Source organism: Providencia heimbachae ATCC 35613 (assembly GCF_001655055.1).
In the GTDB taxonomy this organism is placed as follows: domain Bacteria; phylum Pseudomonadota; class Gammaproteobacteria; order Enterobacterales; family Enterobacteriaceae; genus Providencia; species Providencia heimbachae.
Genome location: NZ_LXEW01000035.1, coordinates 129,814 through 153,908, shown reverse-complemented (window position 1 = coordinate 153,908; position 24,095 = coordinate 129,814). Strand labels below are relative to the sequence as shown.

The 24,095-nt window shown below is 41.1% G+C and carries 25 protein-coding genes; 9 read left to right on the top strand and 16 right to left on the bottom strand.

Going from position 1 to position 24,095, the window contains the following annotated elements; all coding sequences use genetic code 11:
* Positions 1 to 79 precede the first annotated feature (79 nt).
* The 8 genes from fusA to fkpA form a co-directional block, all read right to left on the bottom strand.
* A complete protein-coding gene (gene fusA, locus M998_RS12430) occupies positions 80 to 2,206 on the bottom strand; it encodes an elongation factor G (RefSeq protein WP_068909120.1) in 2,127 nt (708 codons plus the stop codon).
* 83 nt (positions 2,207 to 2,289) lie between these two features.
* Positions 2,290 to 2,760, bottom strand: a complete 471-nt coding sequence (gene rpsG / locus M998_RS12425; protein WP_068438409.1) for a 30S ribosomal protein S7 — start codon at positions 2,758 to 2,760, stop codon at positions 2,290 to 2,292.
* 98 nt (positions 2,761 to 2,858) lie between these two features.
* Positions 2,859 to 3,233: a 30S ribosomal protein S12 gene (rpsL, locus tag M998_RS12420; RefSeq protein WP_004923923.1), complete on the bottom strand. Its 375-nt coding sequence runs from the start codon at positions 3,231 to 3,233 to the stop codon at positions 2,859 to 2,861.
* 135 nt (positions 3,234 to 3,368) lie between these two features.
* The gene (tusB, locus tag M998_RS12415; protein ID WP_068909118.1) at positions 3,369 to 3,656 is read right to left on the bottom strand and encodes a sulfurtransferase complex subunit TusB; all 288 of its coding nucleotides are present in this window, start codon (positions 3,654 to 3,656) and stop codon (positions 3,369 to 3,371) included.
* A gap of 48 nt (positions 3,657 to 3,704) precedes the next feature.
* Positions 3,705 to 4,064 (bottom strand): sulfurtransferase complex subunit TusC, encoded by a 360-nt coding sequence (gene tusC, locus M998_RS12410; RefSeq protein WP_068438415.1) that lies wholly within the window; start codon positions 4,062 to 4,064, stop codon positions 3,705 to 3,707.
* Positions 4,065 to 4,089: 25 nt separating this feature from the next.
* A complete protein-coding gene (gene tusD / locus M998_RS12405; RefSeq protein ID WP_068438417.1) occupies positions 4,090 to 4,494 on the bottom strand; it encodes a sulfurtransferase complex subunit TusD in 405 nt (134 codons plus the stop codon).
* A complete protein-coding gene (locus M998_RS12400; protein ID WP_068438419.1) occupies positions 4,487 to 5,188 on the bottom strand; it encodes a helix-turn-helix transcriptional regulator in 702 nt (233 codons plus the stop codon). Before M998_RS12400 ends, tusD begins: the two co-directional genes overlap by 8 nt.
* A gap of 365 nt (positions 5,189 to 5,553) precedes the next feature.
* Positions 5,554 to 6,300 carry an FKBP-type peptidyl-prolyl cis-trans isomerase gene (gene fkpA / locus M998_RS12395; protein ID WP_068909116.1) on the bottom strand — a complete coding sequence of 249 codons (747 nt, stop codon included), beginning with the start codon at positions 6,298 to 6,300 and terminating at the stop codon, positions 5,554 to 5,556.
* Between the two features lie 233 nt (positions 6,301 to 6,533).
* Between fkpA and M998_RS12390 the strand changes: the two genes are divergently transcribed.
* Positions 6,534 to 6,755, top strand: a complete 222-nt coding sequence (locus M998_RS12390) for a SlyX family protein (protein WP_068909115.1) — start codon at positions 6,534 to 6,536, stop codon at positions 6,753 to 6,755.
* Between the two features lie 99 nt (positions 6,756 to 6,854).
* Here M998_RS12390 and slyD read toward each other — a convergent pair whose 3' ends face one another.
* From slyD to kefG, 4 genes are all read right to left on the bottom strand, one after another.
* Complete coding sequence (slyD, locus tag M998_RS12385; protein ID WP_068438428.1) at positions 6,855 to 7,466, bottom strand: peptidylprolyl isomerase; 612 nt, start codon at positions 7,464 to 7,466, stop codon at positions 6,855 to 6,857.
* 87 nt (positions 7,467 to 7,553) lie between these two features.
* Positions 7,554 to 7,757, bottom strand: coding sequence for a YheV family putative zinc ribbon protein (locus M998_RS12380; protein WP_068438431.1), 204 nt, complete (start codon positions 7,755 to 7,757; stop codon positions 7,554 to 7,556).
* 10 nt (positions 7,758 to 7,767) lie between these two features.
* Entirely contained in the window at positions 7,768 to 9,576 is a 1,809-nt protein-coding gene (kefB, locus tag M998_RS12375; RefSeq protein ID WP_068438434.1) for a glutathione-regulated potassium-efflux system protein KefB, read from the bottom strand.
* Positions 9,576 to 10,130, bottom strand: coding sequence for a glutathione-regulated potassium-efflux system ancillary protein KefG (kefG, locus tag M998_RS12370; RefSeq protein WP_068909113.1), 555 nt, complete (start codon positions 10,128 to 10,130; stop codon positions 9,576 to 9,578). Before kefG ends, kefB begins: the two co-directional genes overlap by 1 nt.
* Positions 10,131 to 10,278: 148 nt before the next feature.
* Between kefG and M998_RS12365 the strand changes: the two genes are divergently transcribed.
* A complete protein-coding gene (locus tag M998_RS12365; protein ID WP_068909112.1) occupies positions 10,279 to 12,216 on the top strand; it encodes an ABC transporter ATP-binding protein in 1,938 nt (645 codons plus the stop codon).
* A 59-nt stretch (positions 12,217 to 12,275) separates the two neighbouring features.
* Here M998_RS12365 and adiA read toward each other — a convergent pair whose 3' ends face one another.
* Together adiA and M998_RS12355 are read right to left on the bottom strand one after the other, a co-directional pair.
* Positions 12,276 to 14,549 carry an arginine decarboxylase gene (gene adiA / locus M998_RS12360; protein ID WP_068909110.1) on the bottom strand — a complete coding sequence of 758 codons (2,274 nt, stop codon included), beginning with the start codon at positions 14,547 to 14,549 and terminating at the stop codon, positions 12,276 to 12,278.
* 85 nt (positions 14,550 to 14,634) lie between these two features.
* Entirely contained in the window at positions 14,635 to 15,495 is an 861-nt protein-coding gene (locus M998_RS12355) for an SIS domain-containing protein (protein ID WP_068439021.1), read from the bottom strand.
* A gap of 252 nt (positions 15,496 to 15,747) precedes the next feature.
* On the opposite strand from M998_RS12355, the gene murQ reads away from it, so the two are divergent.
* Together murQ and murP are read left to right on the top strand one after the other, a co-directional pair.
* Positions 15,748 to 16,662: an N-acetylmuramic acid 6-phosphate etherase gene (gene murQ, locus M998_RS12350; RefSeq protein ID WP_068438445.1), complete on the top strand. Its 915-nt coding sequence runs from the start codon at positions 15,748 to 15,750 to the stop codon at positions 16,660 to 16,662.
* A 27-nt stretch (positions 16,663 to 16,689) separates the two neighbouring features.
* A complete protein-coding gene (murP, locus tag M998_RS12345; RefSeq protein WP_068438448.1) occupies positions 16,690 to 18,150 on the top strand; it encodes a PTS N-acetylmuramic acid transporter subunit IIBC in 1,461 nt (486 codons plus the stop codon).
* Between the two features lie 80 nt (positions 18,151 to 18,230).
* Here murP and M998_RS12340 read toward each other — a convergent pair whose 3' ends face one another.
* Entirely contained in the window at positions 18,231 to 18,836 is a 606-nt protein-coding gene (locus M998_RS12340) for a LysE family translocator (RefSeq protein ID WP_068438450.1), read from the bottom strand.
* A 99-nt stretch (positions 18,837 to 18,935) separates the two neighbouring features.
* Between M998_RS12340 and M998_RS12335 the strand changes: the two genes are divergently transcribed.
* Genes M998_RS12335 through M998_RS12325 form a run of 3 tightly spaced genes read left to right on the top strand, consistent with a single transcriptional unit; the run spans position 18,936 to position 21,061 of the window.
* Complete coding sequence (locus tag M998_RS12335) at positions 18,936 to 19,919, top strand: hydrolase (RefSeq protein WP_068909108.1); 984 nt, start codon at positions 18,936 to 18,938, stop codon at positions 19,917 to 19,919.
* Positions 19,916 to 20,134 (top strand): YheU family protein, encoded by a 219-nt coding sequence (locus M998_RS12330; RefSeq protein WP_068909106.1) that lies wholly within the window; start codon positions 19,916 to 19,918, stop codon positions 20,132 to 20,134. Before M998_RS12335 ends, M998_RS12330 begins: the two co-directional genes overlap by 4 nt.
* Before the next feature lie 60 nt (positions 20,135 to 20,194).
* Entirely contained in the window at positions 20,195 to 21,061 is an 867-nt protein-coding gene (locus M998_RS12325) for a phosphoribulokinase (protein ID WP_068438458.1), read from the top strand.
* 82 nt (positions 21,062 to 21,143) lie between these two features.
* Here the strand turns inward: M998_RS12325 and M998_RS12320 are convergent, their stop codons facing one another.
* Positions 21,144 to 21,551, bottom strand: a complete 408-nt coding sequence (locus M998_RS12320) for an OsmC family protein (protein WP_068909104.1) — start codon at positions 21,549 to 21,551, stop codon at positions 21,144 to 21,146.
* Between the two features lie 328 nt (positions 21,552 to 21,879).
* Between M998_RS12320 and crp the strand changes: the two genes are divergently transcribed.
* Together crp and M998_RS12310 are read left to right on the top strand one after the other, a co-directional pair.
* The gene (gene crp / locus M998_RS12315; RefSeq protein ID WP_068438462.1) at positions 21,880 to 22,512 is read left to right on the top strand and encodes a cAMP-activated global transcriptional regulator CRP; all 633 of its coding nucleotides are present in this window, start codon (positions 21,880 to 21,882) and stop codon (positions 22,510 to 22,512) included.
* Positions 22,513 to 22,709: 197 nt separating this feature from the next.
* On the top strand, positions 22,710 to 24,095 hold the full coding sequence (locus M998_RS12310; protein WP_068909103.1) for a hypothetical protein: 1,386 nt from the start codon (positions 22,710 to 22,712) through the stop codon (positions 24,093 to 24,095).

Here is a 24,095-nt window from a genome sequence, read left to right as displayed (position 1 = left end):
CGACTCTATTCCTTATGGAGTTCCCTCTTCACGATAAAGAAGGAACTTAAATTAAAGTAGTTAAATCGATAAAAATCGATTATTTAGCGTTACGAGCTTCAATAACAGCTTGTGCAACGTTGTTTGGTGCTTCATTGTACTTCAGGAACTCCATAGAGTATGAAGCACGACCTTGTGTCTGGGAACGCAGGTCAGTAGCATAACCGAACATTTCAGACAATGGTACTTGTGCGCGAACGATTTTACCAGTAGGTAGATCGTCCATGCCTTCAATAATACCACGGCGGCGGTTAAGGTCACCAATTACATCGCCCATGTAGTCTTCTGGTGTTTCCACCTCAACTTTCATGATTGGCTCAAGCAGAACGGGTTTAGCTCTTTTGAAGCCATCTTTAAATGCCAGCGATGCTGCCAATTTAAATGCCAATTCAGAGGAGTCAACATCATGGTATGAACCGTAATGTAGGCGAACACCCAATTTAACAACAGGATAACCCGCTAATGGGCCTGATTTCAGTTGTTCTTGGATACCTTTGTCAACCGCAGGGATATATTCCGTAGGAATTACACCACCTTTGATTTCATTGATGAACTCATAGTTCATCTCGACACCGTCTTTGTCTTTTTTGTTCAGTGGGTACATATCAATTAAGACATGACCGAACTGACCACGACCACCAGACTGTTTGGCGTGTTTACCTTCAACATCCTTAACTTCAATCTGGATGGTTTCACGGTAAGCAACCTGAGGTTTACCAACGTTCGCTTCAACTTTAAATTCACGACGCATACGGTCAACCAGAACGTCTAAGTGCAACTCACCCATACCCGCGATGATAGTCTGATTAGTTTCTTCATCACTTGATACGCGGAAAGATGGATCTTCTTGAGCCAAACGGCCTAGAGCAATACCCATTCTTTCTTGGTCAGCTTTTGTTTTTGGTTCAATTGCAACAGAGATTACTGGCTCTGGGAATTCCATACGCTCAAGGATAATAGGTGCATCGATAGCACACAAAGTATCACCTGTCGTTACATCTTTCAGACCGATAGCAGCTGCGATGTCACCAGCGCGAACTTCTTTAATCTCTTCACGCTTGTTAGCATGCATCTGAACGATACGGCCAAAACGCTCTTTTTTAGATTTAACTGGGTTCAGTACGGTATCACCTGAATTAACAACACCGGAGTAAACACGGAAGAATGTCAGGTTACCCACGAACGGGTCAGTTGCAATTTTAAATGCTAGCGCTGAGAACGGCTCATCATCACTTGCATGACGTTCAGCTGGAGTATCTTTACCATCATCCAATATACCGTTAATTGCTGTTACATCGGTAGGTGCTGGTAAGAAATCAACAACTGCATCTAGCATCGCCTGAACACCTTTGTTCTTAAATGCAGAACCACAGGTGACTAGAATAATTTCGCTAGCAAGAACGCGCTGACGTAGAGCTGCTTTGATCTCTGCTTCAGTCAGTTCTTCTCCGCCCAGATATTTCTCCATCAGTTCTTCTGATGCTTCTGCTGCGGATTCAACTAGGTAGTTGTGCCACTCTTCTGACAGTTCTTGCAGATTTGCTGGGATGTCTTCGTATTCGAAAGTAACACCCTGATCTTCATCACTCCACTTGATCGCTTTCATTTTGATCAAGTCAACAACACCAGTGAATGATTCTTCTGCGCCAACTGGAATTTGCAGTGGAACTGGGTTTGCCGCTAAACGTGTTTTCAATTGCTCAACAACACGTAAGTAGTTCGCACCCATACGGTCCATTTTATTAACGAACGCGATACGTGGAACTTTATATTTATTAGCTTGACGCCATACAGTTTCAGACTGCGGCTGAACACCACCGACTGCACAGTAAACCATTACTGCGCCATCAAGAACACGCATTGAACGTTCTACTTCGATAGTGAAGTCAACGTGTCCTGGGGTGTCGATGATATTGATACGGTGTGGCTCATACTGTTTTGCCATGCCAGACCAGAATGCAGTAGTCGCAGCAGATGTGATAGTAATACCACGCTCTTGCTCCTGCTCCATCCAGTCCATTGTTGCAGCACCTTCGTGAGTTTCACCAATTTTATGGTTTACACCTGTATAAAACAGAATACGTTCAGAAGTTGTTGTCTTACCGGCGTCGATGTGAGCACTGATACCGATATTACGATAGCGTGCTATGGGCGTTTGACGGGCCATGTTTTCCTCTCTCGTGGGCGTTCAATTCATCATATAAAGGGCAGCAAATAGCTACCCTGAGATACATCACTAACCTATGGAACTTACCAGCGGTAGTGTGCGAACGCTTTGTTAGCTTCTGCCATACGGTGAACGTCTTCACGTTTCTTAACGGATGAACCTTTGTTCTCAGCTGCATCTGCTAGTTCATTTGCCAGGCGAAGTGCCATTGACTTATCACCGCGTTTACGAGCAGCATCAACGATCCAACGCATTGCTAGAGCATTACGACGAACCGGGCGAACTTCAACAGGAACCTGATAAGTTGAACCACCAACACGGCGAGATTTAACTTCCACAGTCGGACGCACGTTATCAAGTGCTAATTCGAATGCATCAAGCGCAACTTTACCAGAACGCTGAGCCAGAGTCTCAAGTGCGCTATATACGATTGCTTCAGCGGTAGATTTTTTCCCGTCTACCATCAGGATATTTACAAACTTGGCCAGTAATTCTGATCCGAACTTAGGATCTGGAAGAATTTTACGTTGACCTATTACGCGACGACGTGGCATGGATATGACTCCGTTGTTAATTCAGGTTTGTCCAAAACTCTACGAGTTTATTTTGACATTAAGATTAAAAATGTTTGGCCTTACTTAACGGGTATCCATTAAGCCTTAGGCTTTTTAGCGCCGTATTTAGAACGTGCTTGTTTGCGGTCTTTAACACCTGAACAGTCAAGTGCACCGCGAACGGTGTGATAACGCACACCTGGCAAGTCTTTAACACGACCACCACGGATAAGAATTACGGAGTGTTCCTGCAAGTTGTGGCCTTCACCACCAATGTAGGAAGAAACTTCATAACCGTTAGTTAAACGGACACGGCATACTTTACGTAATGCTGAGTTAGGTTTTTTTGGAGTGGTAGTATATACACGAGTACATACGCCACGTTTTTGCGGGCAAGCTTCCAGTGCTGGAACGTTGCTTTTCACAACTTTCGAGCTACGGGATTTGCGTACCAGCTGGTTAATAGTTGCCATTATTAAAAAAGCTCCTGATTTTTTGCTTCGTAAACACGGATTTCGACCTCGTTCGCCAGAATGACGATACACGAGGACGCGAAATTTTATTGCCGACTGGCTCAGGTGTCAAGAAATATACAACTTTTAGTGCTTTTAAAGCGAAAAATGTTGTTTATGGGCTTCTGTTAGCCGAACAAAACCCTGATAACTGATGAGAGAAACCGCCTCTGAGATTTTATTTTGCAATCCACGGGCAACAACATCGGCTTCCAAGACATAAATCTGAGCACCTGTATTTTGTAATTCATTAAGATATTTTGATTGCTCAATTGCCGCAATCACACCATCTTGAATCAGCAAAACAGCATCTTGATTGGTGATTAAACGCAGTAATGCCGAAAAATCACAATGAAAGGGGGACGTTGCTATAGTATAAAGCATAGGAGGGATCCTACTGAAGATCAATACTTAAATTATGTTGGGAATAGTTCAGAATCTAAGCACAACATCACATGTCGATATTTTATCTCGTATTTGAATTGCGTTTAATAATTGAGGCGAAACAACCCAATCACTTTGCTCACTAATACCTCTTTCGCCTAATGAGTCAGTACAAAGATAAATATTTTCAATGTCATACAATGGTAATATTTTAAATGTCGCAATATAGTCTCTGGCTAAAATTTCACTCGGTTTTTGATTAGCCAATATCTGGCAAACACCATCTGAAATAAAAAACACATAAATTTCGTCGGTCAATGCTGAAGTTGCGAGCAATGCATCTAACCCTTCTCGCCCACTCGAATTTCCATGGGGCATAGAGGTAAAGACAAAAGCGATTTTTTTCACACGTAGCCTTCGATTATACTTAATCTTAAAATTGTATCGTTCTATCTGTCGTCATAACAGCTTCAGCCAAGCTACCAAGCCCACTCATGATAAAACCATCGCATAAATTATTTGTCGATAATGATAATAATTTAGCTTGTTCGGTATCAACTACGCCTCGACGCAATGCGGCAGAAACACAGATATGCATTTCACAACCCGATTGCTTAGCGAGTTGTTGCCACGCTTGGACTAAATTGAATTCATCGGTTGCGGGTGAAGTCAGTTTGTTTGCATTCAAAACACCATCACTATAAAAAAATAATGTTTTTAAGCAATGCCCTTCTTCTACAAGGGCATTAGCAAACTGGTAGGCACTCGTTGCTTGCTGAGTGCCGTACGCGGGTCCTGTGACTAACAAACAGTATGTCAGAGGATTCGAATTATTCATTCTTAAACTGACGAATATACAAGTAAACCGTATGCTTAGAAATATTCAGACGATCTGCAACTTGGTTAATCGCGTCTTTAATGTCGAATATCCCTTTTTCATATAAATTCAAAACAACTTGCTTATTCTTGGCATTATTAGAAACGTTACGATCACCACCCACTTCTTCGATAGTGTATTCCAACGTTTGAGCAACCAGGTCATCCACTGAAGATGCAAAGTTAACATCTGAGGTAATCTCTTGTTTTTCTTCAGGTATAAATGATTTAATAATTTCTGAAAATGGGACATCCAAGTTCATATTGATACATAAAAGACCAATTACACGTTGCTTACGATTACGAATAGCAATTGTCACGGATTTCATCAAGTCGCCACTTTTGGCTTTAGTGAAATACGCTTTGGAGGCATTTGAATCTTCGTCGGCCATATCATGTAGCATTCTTAAGGCCAGATCGGTAATGGGTGAGCCTATTTGACGCCCCGTATGTTGCCCATTGGCTATTTTCACCGCTGAATGGTTTAAATCTTCCAACGAATGCAGAACAATTTCACAATGCTCGCCGATGAGCATAGCAAGGCCATCAACGGCCGCCTCGTAAGATTTTAATATTTCGTGGTCTGTCTCAGTGAAAGGCTGGTTATTTAATATATTGATATCGCTGAGATCATGTGACTGTAAAGAATCTGACATTTTAAACATCATCCTTCTAATGCTAAAAATTCATCAAGTTAACTAATGAGGCATTCATTATTCGACTAATTTGCCTTCATTTCATCGTGCGTAGTCAACAAATGTGATGATAAAAAATAAAATTGAATATATTGAAGTTAAAACTACGGGGCCTCGCCGTCAAGCGAATGAATGCAAGAGAGTATGTTTTATCACAAGTTTTAAACAAATTACGTTTTTTTTATACGATACTTCAATAAACTTCTTAGGAAATTAATCGTTTCTCTGAAATAAGTGTTTCTATTCTAAGTTGTGCTTACCAAGAGTATAAAACAAAAAAACCCAGATAGGCTCTGGGTTTTCGTACTAAGATAAGTTTAATGCGCTTATTTAGCTGCAGGTTTAATATCTAATAATTCAACATCGAATATTAATGTGGAGTTAGCAGGAATACCTGGAACACCATTTTCCCCATAAGCGAGGTCAGCTGGAATGACTAATTGAATTTTTCCACCTTTCTTCACGTTAGCTAAACCTTCAGTCCAACCTTTAATGACTGAATTTAATGGAATAGTTAGCGGTTCGTTACGTGAATATGAGCTATCAAATTCAGTACCATCAATTAATGAGCCTTTATAGTGTACGACAACCGTCTCATCGGCTTTAGGCTTAGCGCCTGTTCCTTCTTTCTCAATTTTATACAGAAGGCCAGATTTAGTTTTAACTACGCCTTTTTCTTTAGCATATTTTTCACGATACTCAGCGCTTTTTTTCTCATTAGCAACTGATTCAGTTTTCATTTTTTTCTCAGCAGCTTCTTTTACTTGACCTTCAAACTGACGAAGTGTTTCTTCAACTTCAGCATCGCTCATTTTGCTTTTGCCGCTAAATGCATCTTGAACACCTGCCAATAATTGGGCTTTGTCCAGATTGATGCCAATGGTTTTTTGCTCTTCTAGCGAGTTTTGCATGTAGCGGCCTAAAGAGGCACCAAGTGCATACGCATTACGTTCTTCTGCATTTTTAAATGCGCTGTTACTTTCCGCTTTGGTTTCTGCGGCCATAACTTGTGGAGCAGCAAAGGTAAATGCTAACGTAGTTGCGAGAAGACTTGCCTTAAACAGTGATTTCATCCTAATCTCCGATGACTTTTATTCGAGTAATTGTGTATTCAATTTTATTGATAGCGTTTTACTATATTAAGAAACCGCTATTCGTTAATAAATAAATATGAGAACTTCTTAGACAACATTAACAAAAAGAGGTTTCAACGCATATCTCTTTAACTAAAACTTATCTATTGATTTGTAATGTTCGGTGATTATGATAGTTTTTTTATGATAAGAAACCATCAGGAGCATCTTAAATGGATTTGTCTTCCTTTTTTGAACAGCGTTTAGAACTTTTAGAAAGCAAAGTTGCTTTCCAAGAATTGACTATCGAGCAACTTAACCAAGTTATTACTGAGCAGCAGATGCAATTGACTCGTATGCAAGAACATTTACGTATTGTGGCGGAAAGGCTGAAATCTTCACAAGATTCACATCTCGCTAGGCCTGAAGAAGAAACTCCACCACCCCATTATTAATAACTGTTTAAATATAGACCAAAATAATGTGGATACAAAAAAGGAAAGCCTAGGCTTTCCTTTTTTCTAAAACGCTAATACTCAGCTTATCGCTAAGAATTAGTGACAGCCGCAGCCGCCTTGTTTCTTGCCGTGACCTTCGCCACCGCCGCAACAACCGCCTTCTGAACCATGGCTATGACCATGTTCATGACCGCCACCGCCACAACAACCACCTTCGTGATCGTGGTCATGGTCGTGACCATCTGCACCATGAACGTGTCCATGTGCGATTTCTTCTTCAGTTGCTTCACGGATTGCCATGACTTCAACATTAAATTTCAGGTTTTGACCTGCTAACATGTGGTTACCGTCAACGATAACTTCATCACCTTCAATACCGGTGATTTCAACAGGTACTGGACCCATGTCAGTATCAGCTAAGAAACGCATACCAACTTCAAGTTCATCAACACCCATAAAAACATCTTTAGGAACACGTTGAACGAGGTTTTCGTCATATTGACCATATGCGTCATCTGAAGCAACTTCAACATCAAAATGATCACCAACTGCGCGGCCATCTAATGCTTTTTCCAAACCAGAAATTAAAGAACCACGACCATGTAGGTAGTCCATTGGCGCACTTGTTGGCGACTCATCAACTAAAACACCGTCTTCTGTTCTTACTTGATAAGCCAAGCTGATTACCAAGTCTTTTGCTACTTTCATGACATCTCCTACGACCCGAGAGGGGAAAATTTTTGCTATATTGTACCGGAAAACAATGGTGCTGTATTGAGAATTGACAAATTTCTCTTACTCTGGTGTAAAAATGCCAATCACTTTCTCTTGTTTTCTCACATGTTCAGTTGCCCCATCATCCGCTTGGCGCTGTTGGTCACCACAATTCACACATTCGACAACATCAATTTTATCTTCCCGCCACATCATTAGTGTATCTTGTGACCGACATTTCGGGCAGGTAGCACCTGCAATAAACCGTTTACGAGTTGAAGCCATTTTTATACCTTTACTGTTCTTTATTCCAGCTATGGGGCTGCCGGTGCTCTCTTTGCATTTCTTTCTCAAAAAGATCATTCAATTCACGGCGCGCCTCTTTAATACGCGAAATTTGCCCGCTATCACTGTTTTCATTTTCTGGGATCACATCTCTTAATACACGCATATCCAGTCGACGAAAGTGTTGCTTCGCACGATAAGCTTTATGGGGATGCATCCCAGTACTAATTAATGCTTTGCTTCCTAACTCTAATGCACTTGAGAATGTTTCACGGCTAAAATCTTTTACGCCACTTTGTAATAGCTCATGGGCTTCAAAACGCCCTTTGGCTCGTGCAATAATATGCAAATTAGGGAAATTTTCTTGGCAAATTCGTACAATTTCCATCACTTCTTCAGGAACATCACTGGTGATCACAATTGCTTTGGCTTTATCTGCCCCTGCCGAACGTAGTAGCTGCAATTCTCTCGCATCACCATAATAAACCGTGTAGCCATAACGTCGCATAGTACTAATTGCACTAACATCTTGTTCAAGCACCGTTATTTTAACTTTATTAGCCATTAACAAACGGCCGACAACTTGCCCCATTCGACCAAAACCGACTAATATCACATGTGGGTCGTTATCTTCCACAAACGGTTTTTCACTTGAAACTGGCTGTTGATTATAACGATAGTTAAGATAGGCATCTATCAACTGCATCACAAGTGGCGTAGTCATCATCGAAAGTGTGACCACCACCAGCAATAAATCCATCTGCATTTCGCTGATGACACTTGCACCGGATGCGGTGGCATAAATAACAAAGGCAAATTCCCCACCTTGACTCAGCACACCGGAAAATTGGGCTCTTGCCCCTCTTCTCAATTTGGCTATCAAACCAAGGCTATAGAGAACCAACGCTTTTACCGCGACAAGTGTCGCCACTGCAATTAATACTTGCGGTAAATAAGACCATAAAATTTGCAGGTTTAATGACATACCGACCGAGATAAAAAACAATCCCAATAGCAAGCCTTTAAAGGGTTCGATATTAATTTCAAGCTCATGGCGAAATTCGGTTTCTGCTAACATCACCCCCGCCATAAAGGTGCCTAAAGCCATGGAAAAACCCAGACTTTCCATTATCAACGCTGACCCTAAGACCACCAACAATGCCGCGGCGGTAAAAATTTCATGCACACCTGATTTTGCCACTAGCCGGAACAACGGACGCAATAAATAGCGTCCCACCACCCATAAACCCGCAAACGCAATTACTTTTAACCCAATTTTATACCAGTCACTACTTCCTGTGTCCCCCGCAAATAAAGGGATCAATGCCATAATTGGGATCACGGCCATATCTTGGAACAACAACACCGAGAACCCAAGTTGCCCACTTTCTTTATTGGACATGCCTTTTTCGTTCATCAGTTGTAATGCCATGGCTGTCGACGACATCGCCATGCCAAGACCACCCACAATCGCCGCCTGCCAAGAGAATTTAGCCAGATAAAGCAACCCTGACATAATTATTGCAGTAACAAGGACTTGAGCAGTACCGATACCAAAAATTGAACGTCTCAGTTCCCAAAGTTTAGACGGTTTAAGTTCTAAGCCGATTAAAAACATGAGAAAAACAACGCCCATCTCAGAGAAATGTAAGATGTCATCAACGTTATGAATAAATCCCAGTACAAATGGGCCTATTACAATACCCGCAAGCAAATAACCCAGTACCGCTCCCAAGCGAATTTTTTGGGCGATAGGTACCATCACCACGCCAGCACAAAGAAAAATAATGACGGATTCAAATAGACCCAACTCTGACATTAAGACTGTCCCTCAGCATTTAGTGGTTGTTCCATCCATTGCCTATAGCCATCAATCATCTGCTGGAAATGTGTGGGTGTTTGTCGACGGGCGGCATAAATAATATTAGGCTCTAACCATTGCATTTCACACATGGTGGCCGTCAGTTCGAATGGACGTAATATTTCAGCCAGCGGGTATTGATTGAGTCCATTATGTTGATAAGCCTCCTGCGTTTCCCCCGTGGTGATCACCGATCGCCAATATTTACCTTTTAATTTTTGATATCCCATCTCGGTAGCAAAGCGGCGGGTTAACACACGGTCGAACCACTCTTTCAATAATGCGGGGCAACTGTAAGTGTACAGCGGATGCTGAAACACAATCACATCATGCAGACAAAGTCGCTTTTGTTCTGCGGTGACATCGATAAAATAATCGGGATAAGTTGCGTATAAATCATGGACTGTTACATGTTCAAGATCATGTATAGCCCTTAGTAGCGCCTTATTGGCGACCGATTCATCAGGATCTGGATGAGCGTAGACCACTAATACTTTCGGTATATTTGACATCTTTCCCTCCTCAAAGGCGTGTCAGACGGATAATTTTCCGTTACCATGCTGCCTGATAAACGTATTTTACGCTCAATATACTTCAGCTATCACTTTATTTGCTGAATTTATATATCCTAAATAATTTAACATATTTTAAACGGTTTCTATGATTGTTTTCTCTTCGCTACAAATTCGCCGAGGTGTACGTGTTCTATTGGACAATGCAACTGCGACTATCAACCCAGGACAAAAAGTCGGGTTAGTTGGTAAAAACGGCTGTGGAAAATCGACATTACTTGCACTGTTAAAAGGTGAGTTACAGGCAGAGGCTGGCTCGGCGACTTTTCCCAGCACATGGTCACTTGCATGGGTTAACCAAGAAACACCGGCTCTTGACGTCCCCGCCCTCGAATATGTGATTGATGGCGATCGTGAATATCGTTTACTTGAACAAAAGCTTCTGCAAGCCAATGAACAAAATGATGGTCATGCTATCGCAACGGTTCATGGGCAACTTGATGCCATCGATGCCTGGACTATCCACTCTCGTGCGTCTAGCCTGCTACATGGTTTGGGCTTCAGCCAAGCACAACTGCAATCCCCAGTGAAATCATTCTCTGGCGGGTGGCGTATGCGTTTGAATCTTGCACAAGCACTGCTTTGCCGCTCAGATTTATTATTACTCGATGAACCGACTAACCACCTTGATTTAGATGCGGTTATTTGGCTCGAAAAATGGCTTAAAAGTTATACCGGCACACTGATTTTGATTTCCCATGATAGGGATTTCCTCGATCCAATTATTGATAAAGTGCTGCATATTGAGCAAGAAAGTATGTTCGAATATACGGGTAACTATTCTTCATTCGAACGCCAACGTGCCACTAAACTGTCACAGCAGCAGTCATTATATGAAAGCCAGCAAGTTAAAGCCGCGCATTTACAAAGCTATATTGACCGTTTTAGAGCCCAAGCGACCAAAGCAAAACAAGCGCAAAGTCGAATAAAAATGCTCGAAAAAATGGAAATGGTCGCTCCAGCTCATGTGGATAACCCATTCCATTTTTCATTCCGTAAGCCTGAAAGTTTACCGAATCCATTATTGAAAATGGAAAAAGTGAGTGCCGGTTATGGTGAAAAAACCATCCTCAATTCGATTAAATTAAATTTAGTCCCCGGTTCACGTATTGGCTTATTAGGCCGAAATGGGGCAGGTAAATCGACACTCATCAAGTTGCTAGCTGGCGATTTACAACCTTTACACGGGGATGTATCCCTAGCAAAAGGCATTAAATTAGGCTATTTCGCTCAGCACCAACTTGAATATTTACACGCTGAAGAGTCACCATTGCAGCACCTTGTTCGGCTAGCGCCACAAGAAACCGAGCAACAGCTTCGCGACTATTTAGGCGGTTTTGGCTTTAAAGGCGACCAAGTCACCGACCCTACAGGCCGCTTTTCGGGCGGGGAAAAAGCTCGTTTAGTTTTAGCTTTAGTGGTGTGGCAACGTCCAAACCTCTTGTTACTCGATGAACCCACTAACCACCTTGATTTAGACATGCGCCAAGCCCTAACCGAAGCTTTAATGGATTTCGAAGGCGCTTTGGTTGTGGTTTCCCATGATAGGCACTTACTGCGTTCAACGACGGATGAGTTTTATCTTGTTCACGGTGGTATGGTCGAGCAATTCGATGGTGATTTAGAAGATTACCAACAGTGGCTCGCCGAGCAAAATAAGCTGGAACTACAACAAGCGCGTGACATTCAAGAAAAGGATCGCCCCGCGAGTGTCTCTACTGTGACGGCACAAGACAGAAAAGATCAAAAACGTCGCGAAGCGGAATTCCGCCAAGCAACCCAGCCTATCCGTAAAAAAATCACCACGTTAGAAAAACAGATGGAGAAGTATTCCGCTTCTCTCGCTGAATTAGAAGCCAAGCTTTCCGACGCCGCTATTTATGAGCAAGATAAAAAAGCTGAGTTGACTGAGTGTTTGAAAAAACAAACTGAGCAAAAATCGGCACTGGAAGAAGTCGAAATGACGTGGATGGAGCTACAAGAGCAGTTGGAACAGATGACAACCGACCTCGATATTAACGTCTAAAATATTCGAATTAACTCGAATCGAAGAGAGCCAGCGAATAACTGGCTCTTTTTATTTGATTACTTCTGCGATTTCACACACATCACATAATACTGCCCATCAATGATTTCGGTACCTTCCGTTTCATGTTCAAAACCGGGGAATTCACTGTCCCAGGCTTGAAGACTACGTAAGTAACCGATATGCGGGCTATTTTTATCACCAAAGCTTTCCCCCGATAGCAACATCGGAATACCCGGCGGATAAGGAATAATCGAGTTTGCCGCTATTCTTCCCGCAAGATTATCTAACGGAACAGCTTCCACACGGTTAGCCACAATCTGTTGATAAGCGGCTCGAGGACTCATTATTACCGGTGGCAAGTGCTCATAAGCTTGATTGAGTTGGCTTCCCGGATTATTTTTCTGCAAATAAGCAAACATTTTATCGCCAAGATCTCGCAACCCTAGCTCCCCATAAACCGCAACGTCTTTTTCTACAACTTCAGGTAATACCTTTTTCAGTGAGGTGTTGTTATCGTAATGGCGTTTGAAAGAAAGTAATGCATTGACCAATGTGCCCCATTTGCCTTTGGTAATCCCCATAGAAAACAGGAACATAATCTGGAAATCGGTGGTTCTTGTTGGCACAATACCGTAATGATTCAACCACGCAGTAACCAGTGCGGCGGGCACTCCGCTATCTAATAAGCGCCCATCACTTCCCATTCCCGGCGATAGAATACTGACTTTAATCGGGTCAAGCATCGCCCAATTTTCAGGGATATCTTTGAACCCATGCCATTTATCTTCAGGATTCATCACCCAACAGCTTTGCTCTTTCATCAATAATTCAACAGGCGCATCTTCAAAGGCATAGCGCTTACCTGTTACCGGATCTTTGACCATTTCCTGATTCCATGGCTTAAAGAACCATTCGTCATCATTGAGAAATTCTTTGTACAGATAACCTAAAGATTGTCGGAAATCGATAGATTCACGGATAACTTCATCGGTTAATGAGCGCCCACTATTGCCATCCATCATATCGGCAGCAATATCATTTGAGGCGCAAATCGCATATAACGGCGAGGTTGTCGCATGCATATGATACGCTTGATTAAACCGATTAAAATCAATCGCGTTGCGCCCATTTCTCACATGAATAAATGAAGCCTGTGAGAGTGCATTTAATAATTTATGTGTAGAATGCGTGGCGAAAATCGTCGGCTCATTGTCGTGTCTAACTTCATCACGCATTGCAAAATGATCATGATAAATAGGATTAAAGCGAGCATAGCCGTACCATGCTTCATCAAAATGAATTCTATCTAACGATTTATCCAGTAAATCCTGCACCTTGCGAGCGTTATAGCAAACACCGTCATAGGTACAATTTGTCACCACACTATAAGCGGGTTGTTGCCCAGCTTTATCCGCGGTCAGTGGGTTTTGTGCAATTTTAGTGGCGATAGATTCTGGGGACATTTCTTGAGGATAAATCGGGCCGATAATGCCATACCGGTTGCGGCTTGGGATCATATAAACGGGTTTAGCCCCCGTTAAAATCAACCCTTGTTCGATAGATTTATGGCAGTTACGGTCAATCACGACGACATCTTCATCTGTCATACAGGCTTGCATAATAGTTCGGTTAGAGCCTGATGTTCCGACGACAACGGAATATGACTGGTCTGCACCAAAAATACGCGCGGCATTTTTTTCGCACTCACCAAATGCCCCTGTATGGTCAAGTAGCGAACCAATTGCAACACGTTCGATACCAATATCAGTACGGAATAAATTTTCACCAAAGAAATCGTGATAAATGCGCCCTGCGGGTGTTTTCGTAAACCCAACACCACCTTGATGCCCCGGCGCTGCCCATGAGTACTCATGCACATCGCTGTATTTCATCAAACTTTTCATCAACGGCGGTAATAACTGGGCACGATAGCGAATAATGGCAGCCAATACTCGGCCCGCAATGAAGTCGGCAGAATCTTCTAAAATCCAAGCAAATTCATCAACTTGTTCCATCATTTTTCGGTCAAAAGCCACCAGCGCTTCTTCCCTATCACTCAATAAAAAAACAGGCACATCTTCCTGCCGGCGATGTAACTGCGTAATTAACTGATGAGCCTGAACTTGTTCGCCTTTATCGGACATATCTCGCCCGTACAATAAGCAATCAATACTGGTATTTGAACGAATGTAAGCAAGTCCATCTTCAAAATCGCGAATAATGACCGTTTCAACATGTTCATCATTCAACTCACTCGCCAGCCTTGCCACTGCATGACTAATAACGGAATCATCATCGGTTAATTCCGTATAAACGATCAGTGCTCTCATCAATAATCCTCTATTTATCGCGGTTATCCTATATTAGTCTTAACGCAGATGAGCCAACTTTGCAAAGTTATCCCCTCTCAATAGTCTACTCATCTAAGCGGTTGATCATCACTCTCGCATTCATCACTAGCGACTTGGCTTTTGCTTCTCGCTTTTGCAGTAATGCCATGAATAACAAGTCCGTTAAGGTATTTTGAGCCGTTCTTGAAGAAATAGAAGAACTACGCCATTCGTTCTCTTCTGCGATACTTTCTAGCACGTAATCAGAAAGTTGCGCTAAAGGTGAATGCCGATCCCGAGTAATCGCAACAATTGTAGCCCCTTGCTTACGACCAATACTCGCTGCGGTTAACATATCTTTACGCTTACCCGAAAATGAAATAACAATCTGCGTATCATTAGAATTTAAGGTTAATGCCGCTGTAATCTGCACATGGTGATCGCTTTCAACTAAGGTTGTAATACCAATTTTTTGTAATTTATAACTTAAATCTTTTGCGGTTAATCCAGAACCGCCAATGCCAACAATTTGTACTCGCTGCGATTTATCAATGGTATTCACTATCTTTTCAAATAATTTAAAATCAATATGCTTTGTCGTTTCAGTAATGGAATAATTTTTTTCCATTGCCAATTTTTGAGCCACCACCATCAAATTATCTTCCTGTGCAATTCGATTGTGCAAAGCAATGTGTGGGTTCGCATCATCGAGTTGCTGACGCCCAATAATCTCGCTCAGCGCCAGCTTAAGCGCAGGGTATCCTTTCACGCCAATTTTTTGACTAAATTTAACAATAGCCGATTGGCTAACATCCAAAACTTCAGCTAACTGTTGTGATGATAAATTCAATACTTTTTCGGGGTTTTCGAGGATAAATTGCGCAATTTTACGCTGGTTTTCAGCTAAGCGTGGCAATAGGCAAGTGATGGCATCAAGTAGTGTCATATAAAACCTTTGGTTATCAAAAAACGTATATTTCGCAAAAATAATAAAATAAATTATTCCTTCAATAATATTCTCATGAATCAAGAATAATCATTAAAATTCAATGCACAATGAAAATTAAAAATCTAAATAATGATAAATTATTCTTCTATACTGACAATTTAGAATAGATAACACCGTGATCTCAATCACACTAAAGGAATAATTAATTCCTTAATATTGCCATATTAATTGATGCAGGAGTAATTTTTTATGACCATTGACTTAAGCAAGATGGTAACCGAAAGCCGTAACCCAGCGAGCATGAATATTGACCAACTTTCCACCCTTGAAATGCTTCAGGTGATCAACAACGAAGATAAACAGGTTCCACTCGCCGTTGAAAAAGCATTGCCTGAAATCGCGCAGCTTGTCGATAAAGTTGCAGAGGCTTTTCTGAATGGGGGACGGCTAATTTATTCAGGTGCAGGGACATCAGGACGCTTAGGTATATTGGATGCTAGTGAATGTCCACCAACTTACGGGACACCTCACGAACAAGTTATTGGCTTGATAGCCGGTGGTCACCAAGCCATCTTTCGCGCGGTCGAAAATGCGGAAGACAGACCTGAGATGGGCGAACAAGACCTAAAAGACATCCAATTTAACAATAAAGATGTTTTAGTGGGTATTGCAGCCAGTGGCAGAACGCCGTATGTACTTGGCGCGCTAGCGTACGCACGTTCTATCGGCGCAGTCACCGCTTCAATTAGCTGTAATCCTAACAGCCCAGTTTCTAATGCGGCAGATATTGCAATTACCCCGGTTGTCGGCGCTGAGGTAGTGACTGGTTCATCACGTATGAAAGCAGGTACAGCACAGAAGCTGGTTCTAAATATGATCACTACTGGCGCGATGATCCGTATTGGTAAAGTCTTTGGTAATTTAATGGTCGACGTAGAAGCCACAAATGCCAAGTTAATTGAAAGACAAACTAAGATTGTTATGGAGGCCACTGAATGTGATAGAGAAACAGCCGAATCTGCACTTTTACAATGTGATAGACACTGTAAGACGGCAATCTTAATGATTTTATCCGGCTTAAATGCGGATGAAGCTCGCCAATTGCTTTCTAATAACAAGGGTTTTATTCGTACTGCACTCAATATTGCGAAATCCACCGCTTAATCAGCGGACATTGACGAGATAAATAGCATGGCTAAAATAACAAAAGAAATGATGCAGCAAATCCTGCAACACGTGGGTGGCAGCAATAATATCAAGCAAGCGGGTAACTGTATGACCCGCTTACGCTTAACATTAAATAACGATCAACTTGTCAATAAAGCCGCAATTAAACAAATTCCCGGCGTACTTGGTGTGATTGAAAGTGATGAACAACTGCAAATCGTTCTAGGCCCCGGTAAAGCGCAGACTGCTTCAGATTTAATGAACCAAATATTAGAAAGTGGAGAAAGTATTGCTCCTAGCGCAGAAACAGCAGATCTCAGTACCCTTGCTTCCTCCAACAAACAACAAATGAAGCAAAAGCAAACCAGCGCAGTTCACCGCTTTTTATCAAAATTTGCGACAATTTTTACACCGCTTATCCCTGGCTTTATCGCCGCAGGCCTATTATTAGGGTTTGCGACACTCGCAACACAAACCTTCTTCCCTACTGGATTACCCAAAAACCCTGAAGAACAAACCTTTGGGGTGCATATGATTTTATATATGTCAGTGTTCAGTAAGGGCTTGTTCAGTTTTCTGAGTATTTTGATCGGTTACAACGCACAAAAAGCCTTTGGTGGTAGCGGGGTTAACGGTGCAATTATAGCCGCGCTATTTGTTTTGGGGTATGACCCTAGCGCAACCAGCGGCGTGTTCTCTGGAATGACCAATTTCTTTGGTTGGGAAATTGACCCTCGCGGCAGCATTATTGGCGTGTTAATCGCGTGTATTTTTGGTGCGTGGGTGGAAAAACAGGTTCGCAAAATTATTCCTGCAAACCTTGATATGATTTTAACCTCAACCATTACATTGCTCCTTGTGGGAGCGGCTGCTTATGTGGTAATCATGCCGCTAGGAAGCTGGCTATTCAGTGGAATGTCATGGTTATTCATGCACTTAAACGGAAATCCATTTGGTACCGCGATTTTAGCCGGCTTATTCTTGATTGCCGTTATGTTCGGTGTTCACCAAGGATTTGTTCCCGTTTACTTTGCATTGGTTGATGCACAAGGCTTCAATTCACTATTCCCAATTTTGGCAATGGCAGGTGCAGGGCAAGTCGGTGCGGCACTCGCCTTATATGTTAAGGCTAAAAAAGACTCTCTGCTACGCAACCAAATTCGCGGGGCAATCATTCCCGGGTTCTTGGGTATCGGAGAGCCATTGATTTACGGTGTGACACTGCCCCGCGTCAAACCGTTTGTCACTGCGTGTTTAGGCGGCTCTGCGGGTGGTTTCTTTATCGGCTTAGTTGCATGGATGGGCTTACCTATCGGCCTTAACACCGTATTTGGGCCATCTGGGTTGGTCGCTATTCCATTGATGACATCGGCTCAAGGTGTCTTTGCAGGCATGTCAGTTTACGTTGGCGGTATCGCAGTCGCCTATACCTGTGGATTTATCTTCACTTATTTCTTTGGCTGTAAAAATGTTGATTTAGATTAGCCTACGAGTGAGAATAATTGTTTGACGCAAAGCAGCTGAAAAGCTGCTTTTTTGTTGCTAATACACATCCAATCTTTTATTTACTCCAACCAAATCAATGGTACGCAAGCTGCAGTTAATAACCCCATCACTAAGTTAAAAATAAACCAAGCTTGGCGGCTGCGTAAAAAGAGGCTGATTAAAGAACCAAAGCCCATCCAAATTAATCCTGCAATTAAATTAACGATAATAAATGCAATACTCATGACAATAATGGATTCAGTGAAAAGCGCACCGGGTAAGCTGAAACTTCCCACCGCGCCTAATCCCATCATCCATGCTTTAGGGTTTAAAAACTGCAATAAACCCCCTTGATACCATGTCACACGTTTTACTGCTTCGCTATTTGTCTTAAGTGGTGCATAATTCGCCGTTGCTGTTTTCCATGCTAACCACAGTAAATACCCACTACCGATCACTTTTAATACAATATGAATAGCGGGATATAGCAATAAAAGCGCAGCAATACCAAATGCAGACAAGTAAAGTATGGATTGCATGCCTAACATAATACCTAGCAATAATCCGATACTGCGACGAAAACCATAGTTCGCTGCACTTGATGTTAGCAACATATTGTTAGGGCCGGGAGTTACTGCTGCAATGAATAGAAACGTAAAAAGAGAAAAAATAAGCCCCAGTGTCATTTATAATCTAATCCTCAATTAAAATTTGCGCACTTGCATCACAAAAAAATAACAGTATGTTATGTGCCTCACAAGAGTTCTAAGAAATTAAATAAGGCTATGTCAGAAAATTTCCGTCCTATTACTTGGGCTAAAAATCCACATCTCCAAACCTTATTGCCAAGGATCTTTCGTCGAACGCCGAAAATCAAACCAACTTGGCAACGACTTGAATTGCCTGATGGCGATTTTATCGACCTCGCTTGGAGTGAAGAACCTGAGCTAGCAAGTCACAAGCCTCGTTTAGTGATTTTTCATGGTTTAGAAGGTAATTTTAAAAGCCCCTATGCTCATGGCATGCTTGAAAGTGCTCAGAAGCAAGGCTGGCTTGGCGTTGTTATGCATTTTCGTGGCTGTAGCGGAGAACCTAACCGACAAAATCGTATTTATCATTCCGGTGAAACCAGTGATGCTCGCTATTTTCTACATTGGCTAAAGCAAACTTGGGGTGATGTACCGACAGCAGCCGTAGGCTACTCCCTCGGGGGAAATATGCTAGCCTGCTATCTGGCTGAAAGTGGTAAGAATGCGGATCTTGATGCTGGCGTGGTGGTATCCGCCCCATTGATGCTTGAGGCTTGTTCCCTACGCATGGAAAAAGGCGTATCGCAGTTCTATCAACGCTATCTATTAAATGGCTTAAAACGTAATGCAACACGTAAATTAGTGCGTTATCCAGGCTCTTTGCCACTGAATTTATTACAGCTCAAACAGCTCAAACGTATTCGCGAATTTGATGATGTCATCACCGCTCGAATTCATGGCTTTGATAACGCCGCAGACTATTATCAAAAATGTAGCGCGTTGCCTAAATTATCGCAAATCACTAAGCCAACACTGATTATTCACGCAAAAGATGACCCATTTATGGCGCCTGAAGTTGTCCCTGATTTAACCCATTTACCTAAAAATGTTGAGTATCAGATGACAGAACACGGTGGACATGTTGGCTTTGTGAGCGGCAGTTTTAGAAAACCTCAAATGTGGCTAGAAACCCGTATTCCTCAATGGTTATCCCCTTACTTAAATGAGCGAAAACAATGATTATTCCATGGCAAGATTTAGCCACTGATACTTTGGAAAGCCTAATTGAGAGCTATGTTTTACGGGAAGGGACAGACTACGGAACCTATGAAAAAAGCTTGCAAGACAAGGTCAATGATGTGAAACGGCAGTTAGTTTCTGGCGAAATTGTGCTAGTCTGGTCTGAATTACATGAATCGGTTAATTTCATGCCAAATAACCAGTTTCGCCCGTAAACCCGCTTCGTTCGCTGTTCATTGAAATAGTGGTCACAAGCGCAACACAGGGAGTCCACTATGTCAAAAAAGCATCCAATTATTGCCGTTACAGGTTCAAGTGGTGCCGGTACAACCTCAACTAGCCAAGCTTTTCGTAAAATATTTCATCAACTCAATATTCGACCCGCCACCCTTGAAGGGGATAGTTTCCATCGCTACACTCGCCCTGAAATGGATATGGCTATCCGCAAAGCCAGAGAACAAGGCCGGCACATTAGCTATTTCGGCCCTGAAGCTAATGACTTTGCTTTATTAGAACAAACCTTAGTTGATTACGCTAAAACCGGCTACGGGAAATCCCGAAAATACCTTCATACCTATGACGAAGCTGTGCCTTATGGCTTACAACCGGGGACATTTACGCCTTGGGAGTCATTATCTGAAAATACCGATGTTTTATTTTATGAGGGATTACACGGCGGAATAGTCACGCCTGAGCATAACGTTGCCCAACACGTCGATCTCCTGGTTGGTGTTGTCCCCATCGTTAACTTGGAATGGATCCAAAAATTAATCCGCGACACCACCGAGCGAGGCCATTCTCGAGAAGCCGTTATGGATTCAGTAGTCCGTTCAATGGGCGATTATATTAATTATATTACACCTCAATTTTCTCGAACTCATATCAATTTCCAGCGTGTTCCTACCGTGGATACCTCGAACCCTTTCTCAGCTAAATCTATCCCCTCACAGGATGAAAGCTTTATCGTGATCCGTTTTAGAGGGCTTTCACAAATCGATTTTCCTTATTTACTTTCCATGCTGAGTGGCTCATTTATTTCTGCAATCAATACGATTGTTGTACCCGGCGGGAAATTAGGGCTGGCGATGGAATTAATCATGACGCCATTAGTTGAGAAACTCATTAAACAAAAACAAGATTAAATCTCTGTGTTGTTAATCACTGATGATGCTTATCTTATTTAACGATAAGCATCATTTTTAAAAAATATTATAATAATTAAATTTATTTTGAATTTTTTATTTCAAAGCTATGCGTTACTTCAACCGCTTTTTCTAACATCAAAGCTACGGAACAATATTTTTCAGCCGAAAGCTGAACGGCACGTTCAACGACTTTTTCCGTTAATTCATTACCTGTTACAATAAAATGTAAATTGATATTCGTAAAATAACGCGGGGCTTCATCACGACGCTGTGAGGTTAATTTTACTTCACAGTCTGTAATATCATTACGTCCTTTTTGCAAAATAGAAACCACGTCAATCGCACTGCACCCACCAGCCGCCATTAATACCATTTCCATTGGGCTGGGCGCCTTATCACCCGCATTACCATCCATCATTATTTGATGGCCTGATGCCGATTCACCTAAAAAAGAGAGCCCTTCGACCCATTTAACTCTTGCTTCCATTTTTATTCCCCTTGAAAAAAAGAACGTTAAAGGCGACATTGTTCCATAGATATAATCAATGTTATATCAGCTTTATTAAGCTGAAGCGATACAGTAAAGACTTTCTGTATTGGATATGCTACAAACAATACTTAGTTGATAGGATTAAGATCAAAACTCAACGATTCAATTGATTATATTATAGTGTCGATATTAACTTGCTAGCGACCTGCTACTGGTATTATTTAAAGTAGATAAGGTAAATTAATATGCTAAGCTAGTGACTTTAAAGCCAGCCTTTGGGGGCATTTTTCCGAATGGCTGCAATAACAAACAGAGGATAACGCTAATGGTTCTCGGCAAGCCACAAACAGACCCTACTCTTGAATGGTTTTTGTCACACTGCCATATTCATAAGTATCCATCCAAGAGCACTCTGATCCATCAGGGTGAGAAAGCAGAGACCCTTTACTATATTGTTAAAGGTTCGGTGGCTGTTCTAATTAAAGATGAAGAAGGCAAAGAAATGATTCTCTCTTACCTAAATCAGGGAGATTTCATTGGTGAACTTGGGTTATTTGAAGAAGGTCAAGAGCGTTCTGCGTGGGTTCGAGCAAAAGTCGCCTGCGAAGTCGCTGAAATTTCTTATAAAAAATTCCGTCAGCTGATTCAGGTTAATCCTGATATCCTTATGCGCCTCTCTGCGCAAATGGCAAGTCGCCTACAAACAACTTCCGAAAAAGTCGGTAATCTCGCATTCCTTGATGTTACCGGACGCATTGCTCAAACACTGCTAAGTTTAGCTAAACAGCCTGATGCAATGACCCACCCAGACGGTATGCAAATCAAAATTACCCGTCAAGAAATTGGCCAGATTGTCGGTTGTTCACGTGAAACCGTAGGCCGTATTTTAAAAATGCTGGAAGATCAAAACCTGATCTCTGCACATGGTAAAACGATTGTCGTTTACGGCACTCGATAATTAACATTTCAGCCTAGCCTCTTTGCTGGGCTTTCATTTAGAAATAGCCTTATGTCAATGATATAAGGCTATTTTTATTCACGACTGTTTATATTATTTTCATACTACTCTCAGCCAAAATCGTTTCTTTATATTTTCCATATTAATTATTGCCCTAAGATAATAGTAATTAAACCATTACTAGGAAATTATTAATTATGCAAATACCAAAGCAAATTGCAGAAAATGTCACGCTAAAATCAAGTTATCCAGGGCACTCGATTAAAAATAATACCGCGACTTATTTTCCATTTAATATAGCTAAGGTTAATTATCATTCACCAAAAATGCCCTTATTAGATCCTGAAAAATTAGCTAAAGCTAAAAAAATATCAGATAGCATTGACCCGAACAAAAAATATCCTCTACCCTCCGATTTTTATATTCAACCCGATCAATTACCCAATAAAAAAACCAATAAATCAATAAGTTCACACCCAATTAAGGAAGAAGGCAAAATGCATGTAAATGATACAAGTAAAAATATAAATTTTCATAGCAAAGACTTCAAATTAAATAGAAGTTCGAGTACATTTTCAAATCTAATATATAATATTAAATCCACATGTGAAAAAACAAAACGATTTATTGGTAACAAAATAAACATGAATAAAGAAGAATGTTTTCACGTTAAATTCAAACAAAAAACGAACAGCAACTCCCCAGAAAATAACCATATTATTACTAATAATATAGAATCTAAAAAACAAAAAAAAGAAGTCATGGTTAATAATGATAAGTTAAATATTCATACTTCTAATCCCGACTTTAATAACGGGTATAACAACCAACTATTAACAGATTATAATAATATGGATTTCGAATGGGATAATGACCTACACTTGGATGCACGCCCTATTGTTTATACTGAGCAGCTTAAAAATTATATAACGCAGCGCTTTGTTGAATTAAGTACTCCTTCTACGCATGAACTTAATAAATTACTCATTGATTCTAATGATATGAAGCCAATAACGCGTCTTCTTGAAGAGATGGAACAATTAAACCAAAAAGAGAATGATTTTTTTTCTAGTCATGAAAGTTTAAATTCCAATTCTTCTGGATACAATTCAGATAACACGAGCGATTCTGGATATTATTCAGAAAATAATACTATTCAAGAATCAATTAATATAGATACCTTAGAATTAGCAAACACATCAAAAAAATTGGATAAATTAAGCTCACAAGATAAGAGCAGGCTCTATGTCAAAAATAAAATTAAGACCACTGATCAACAATTGCCAAAAAGAATAAATATAAAAGTCAAATCGACGAAAAAAACATATGAGTTCAATGGTGAAGTATATCAAACCAAAACGTCAAAATTAAGAGCTCAGCACAATAAAGAAAAATATCAACTGTCAAAAAACAGCATATTACCAACAATAAATCAGACAACGCCTGATACAAAAAAATTAGATGACATGCTCAAAACAGCCGCTATTATGGCTAGTGATGTTGAACAATTTGGACAAAAAATAATGATTGAGGAGTCACATCTATTTAATATTAAAAATAAATTATTGAGTTTAGAAAAATAA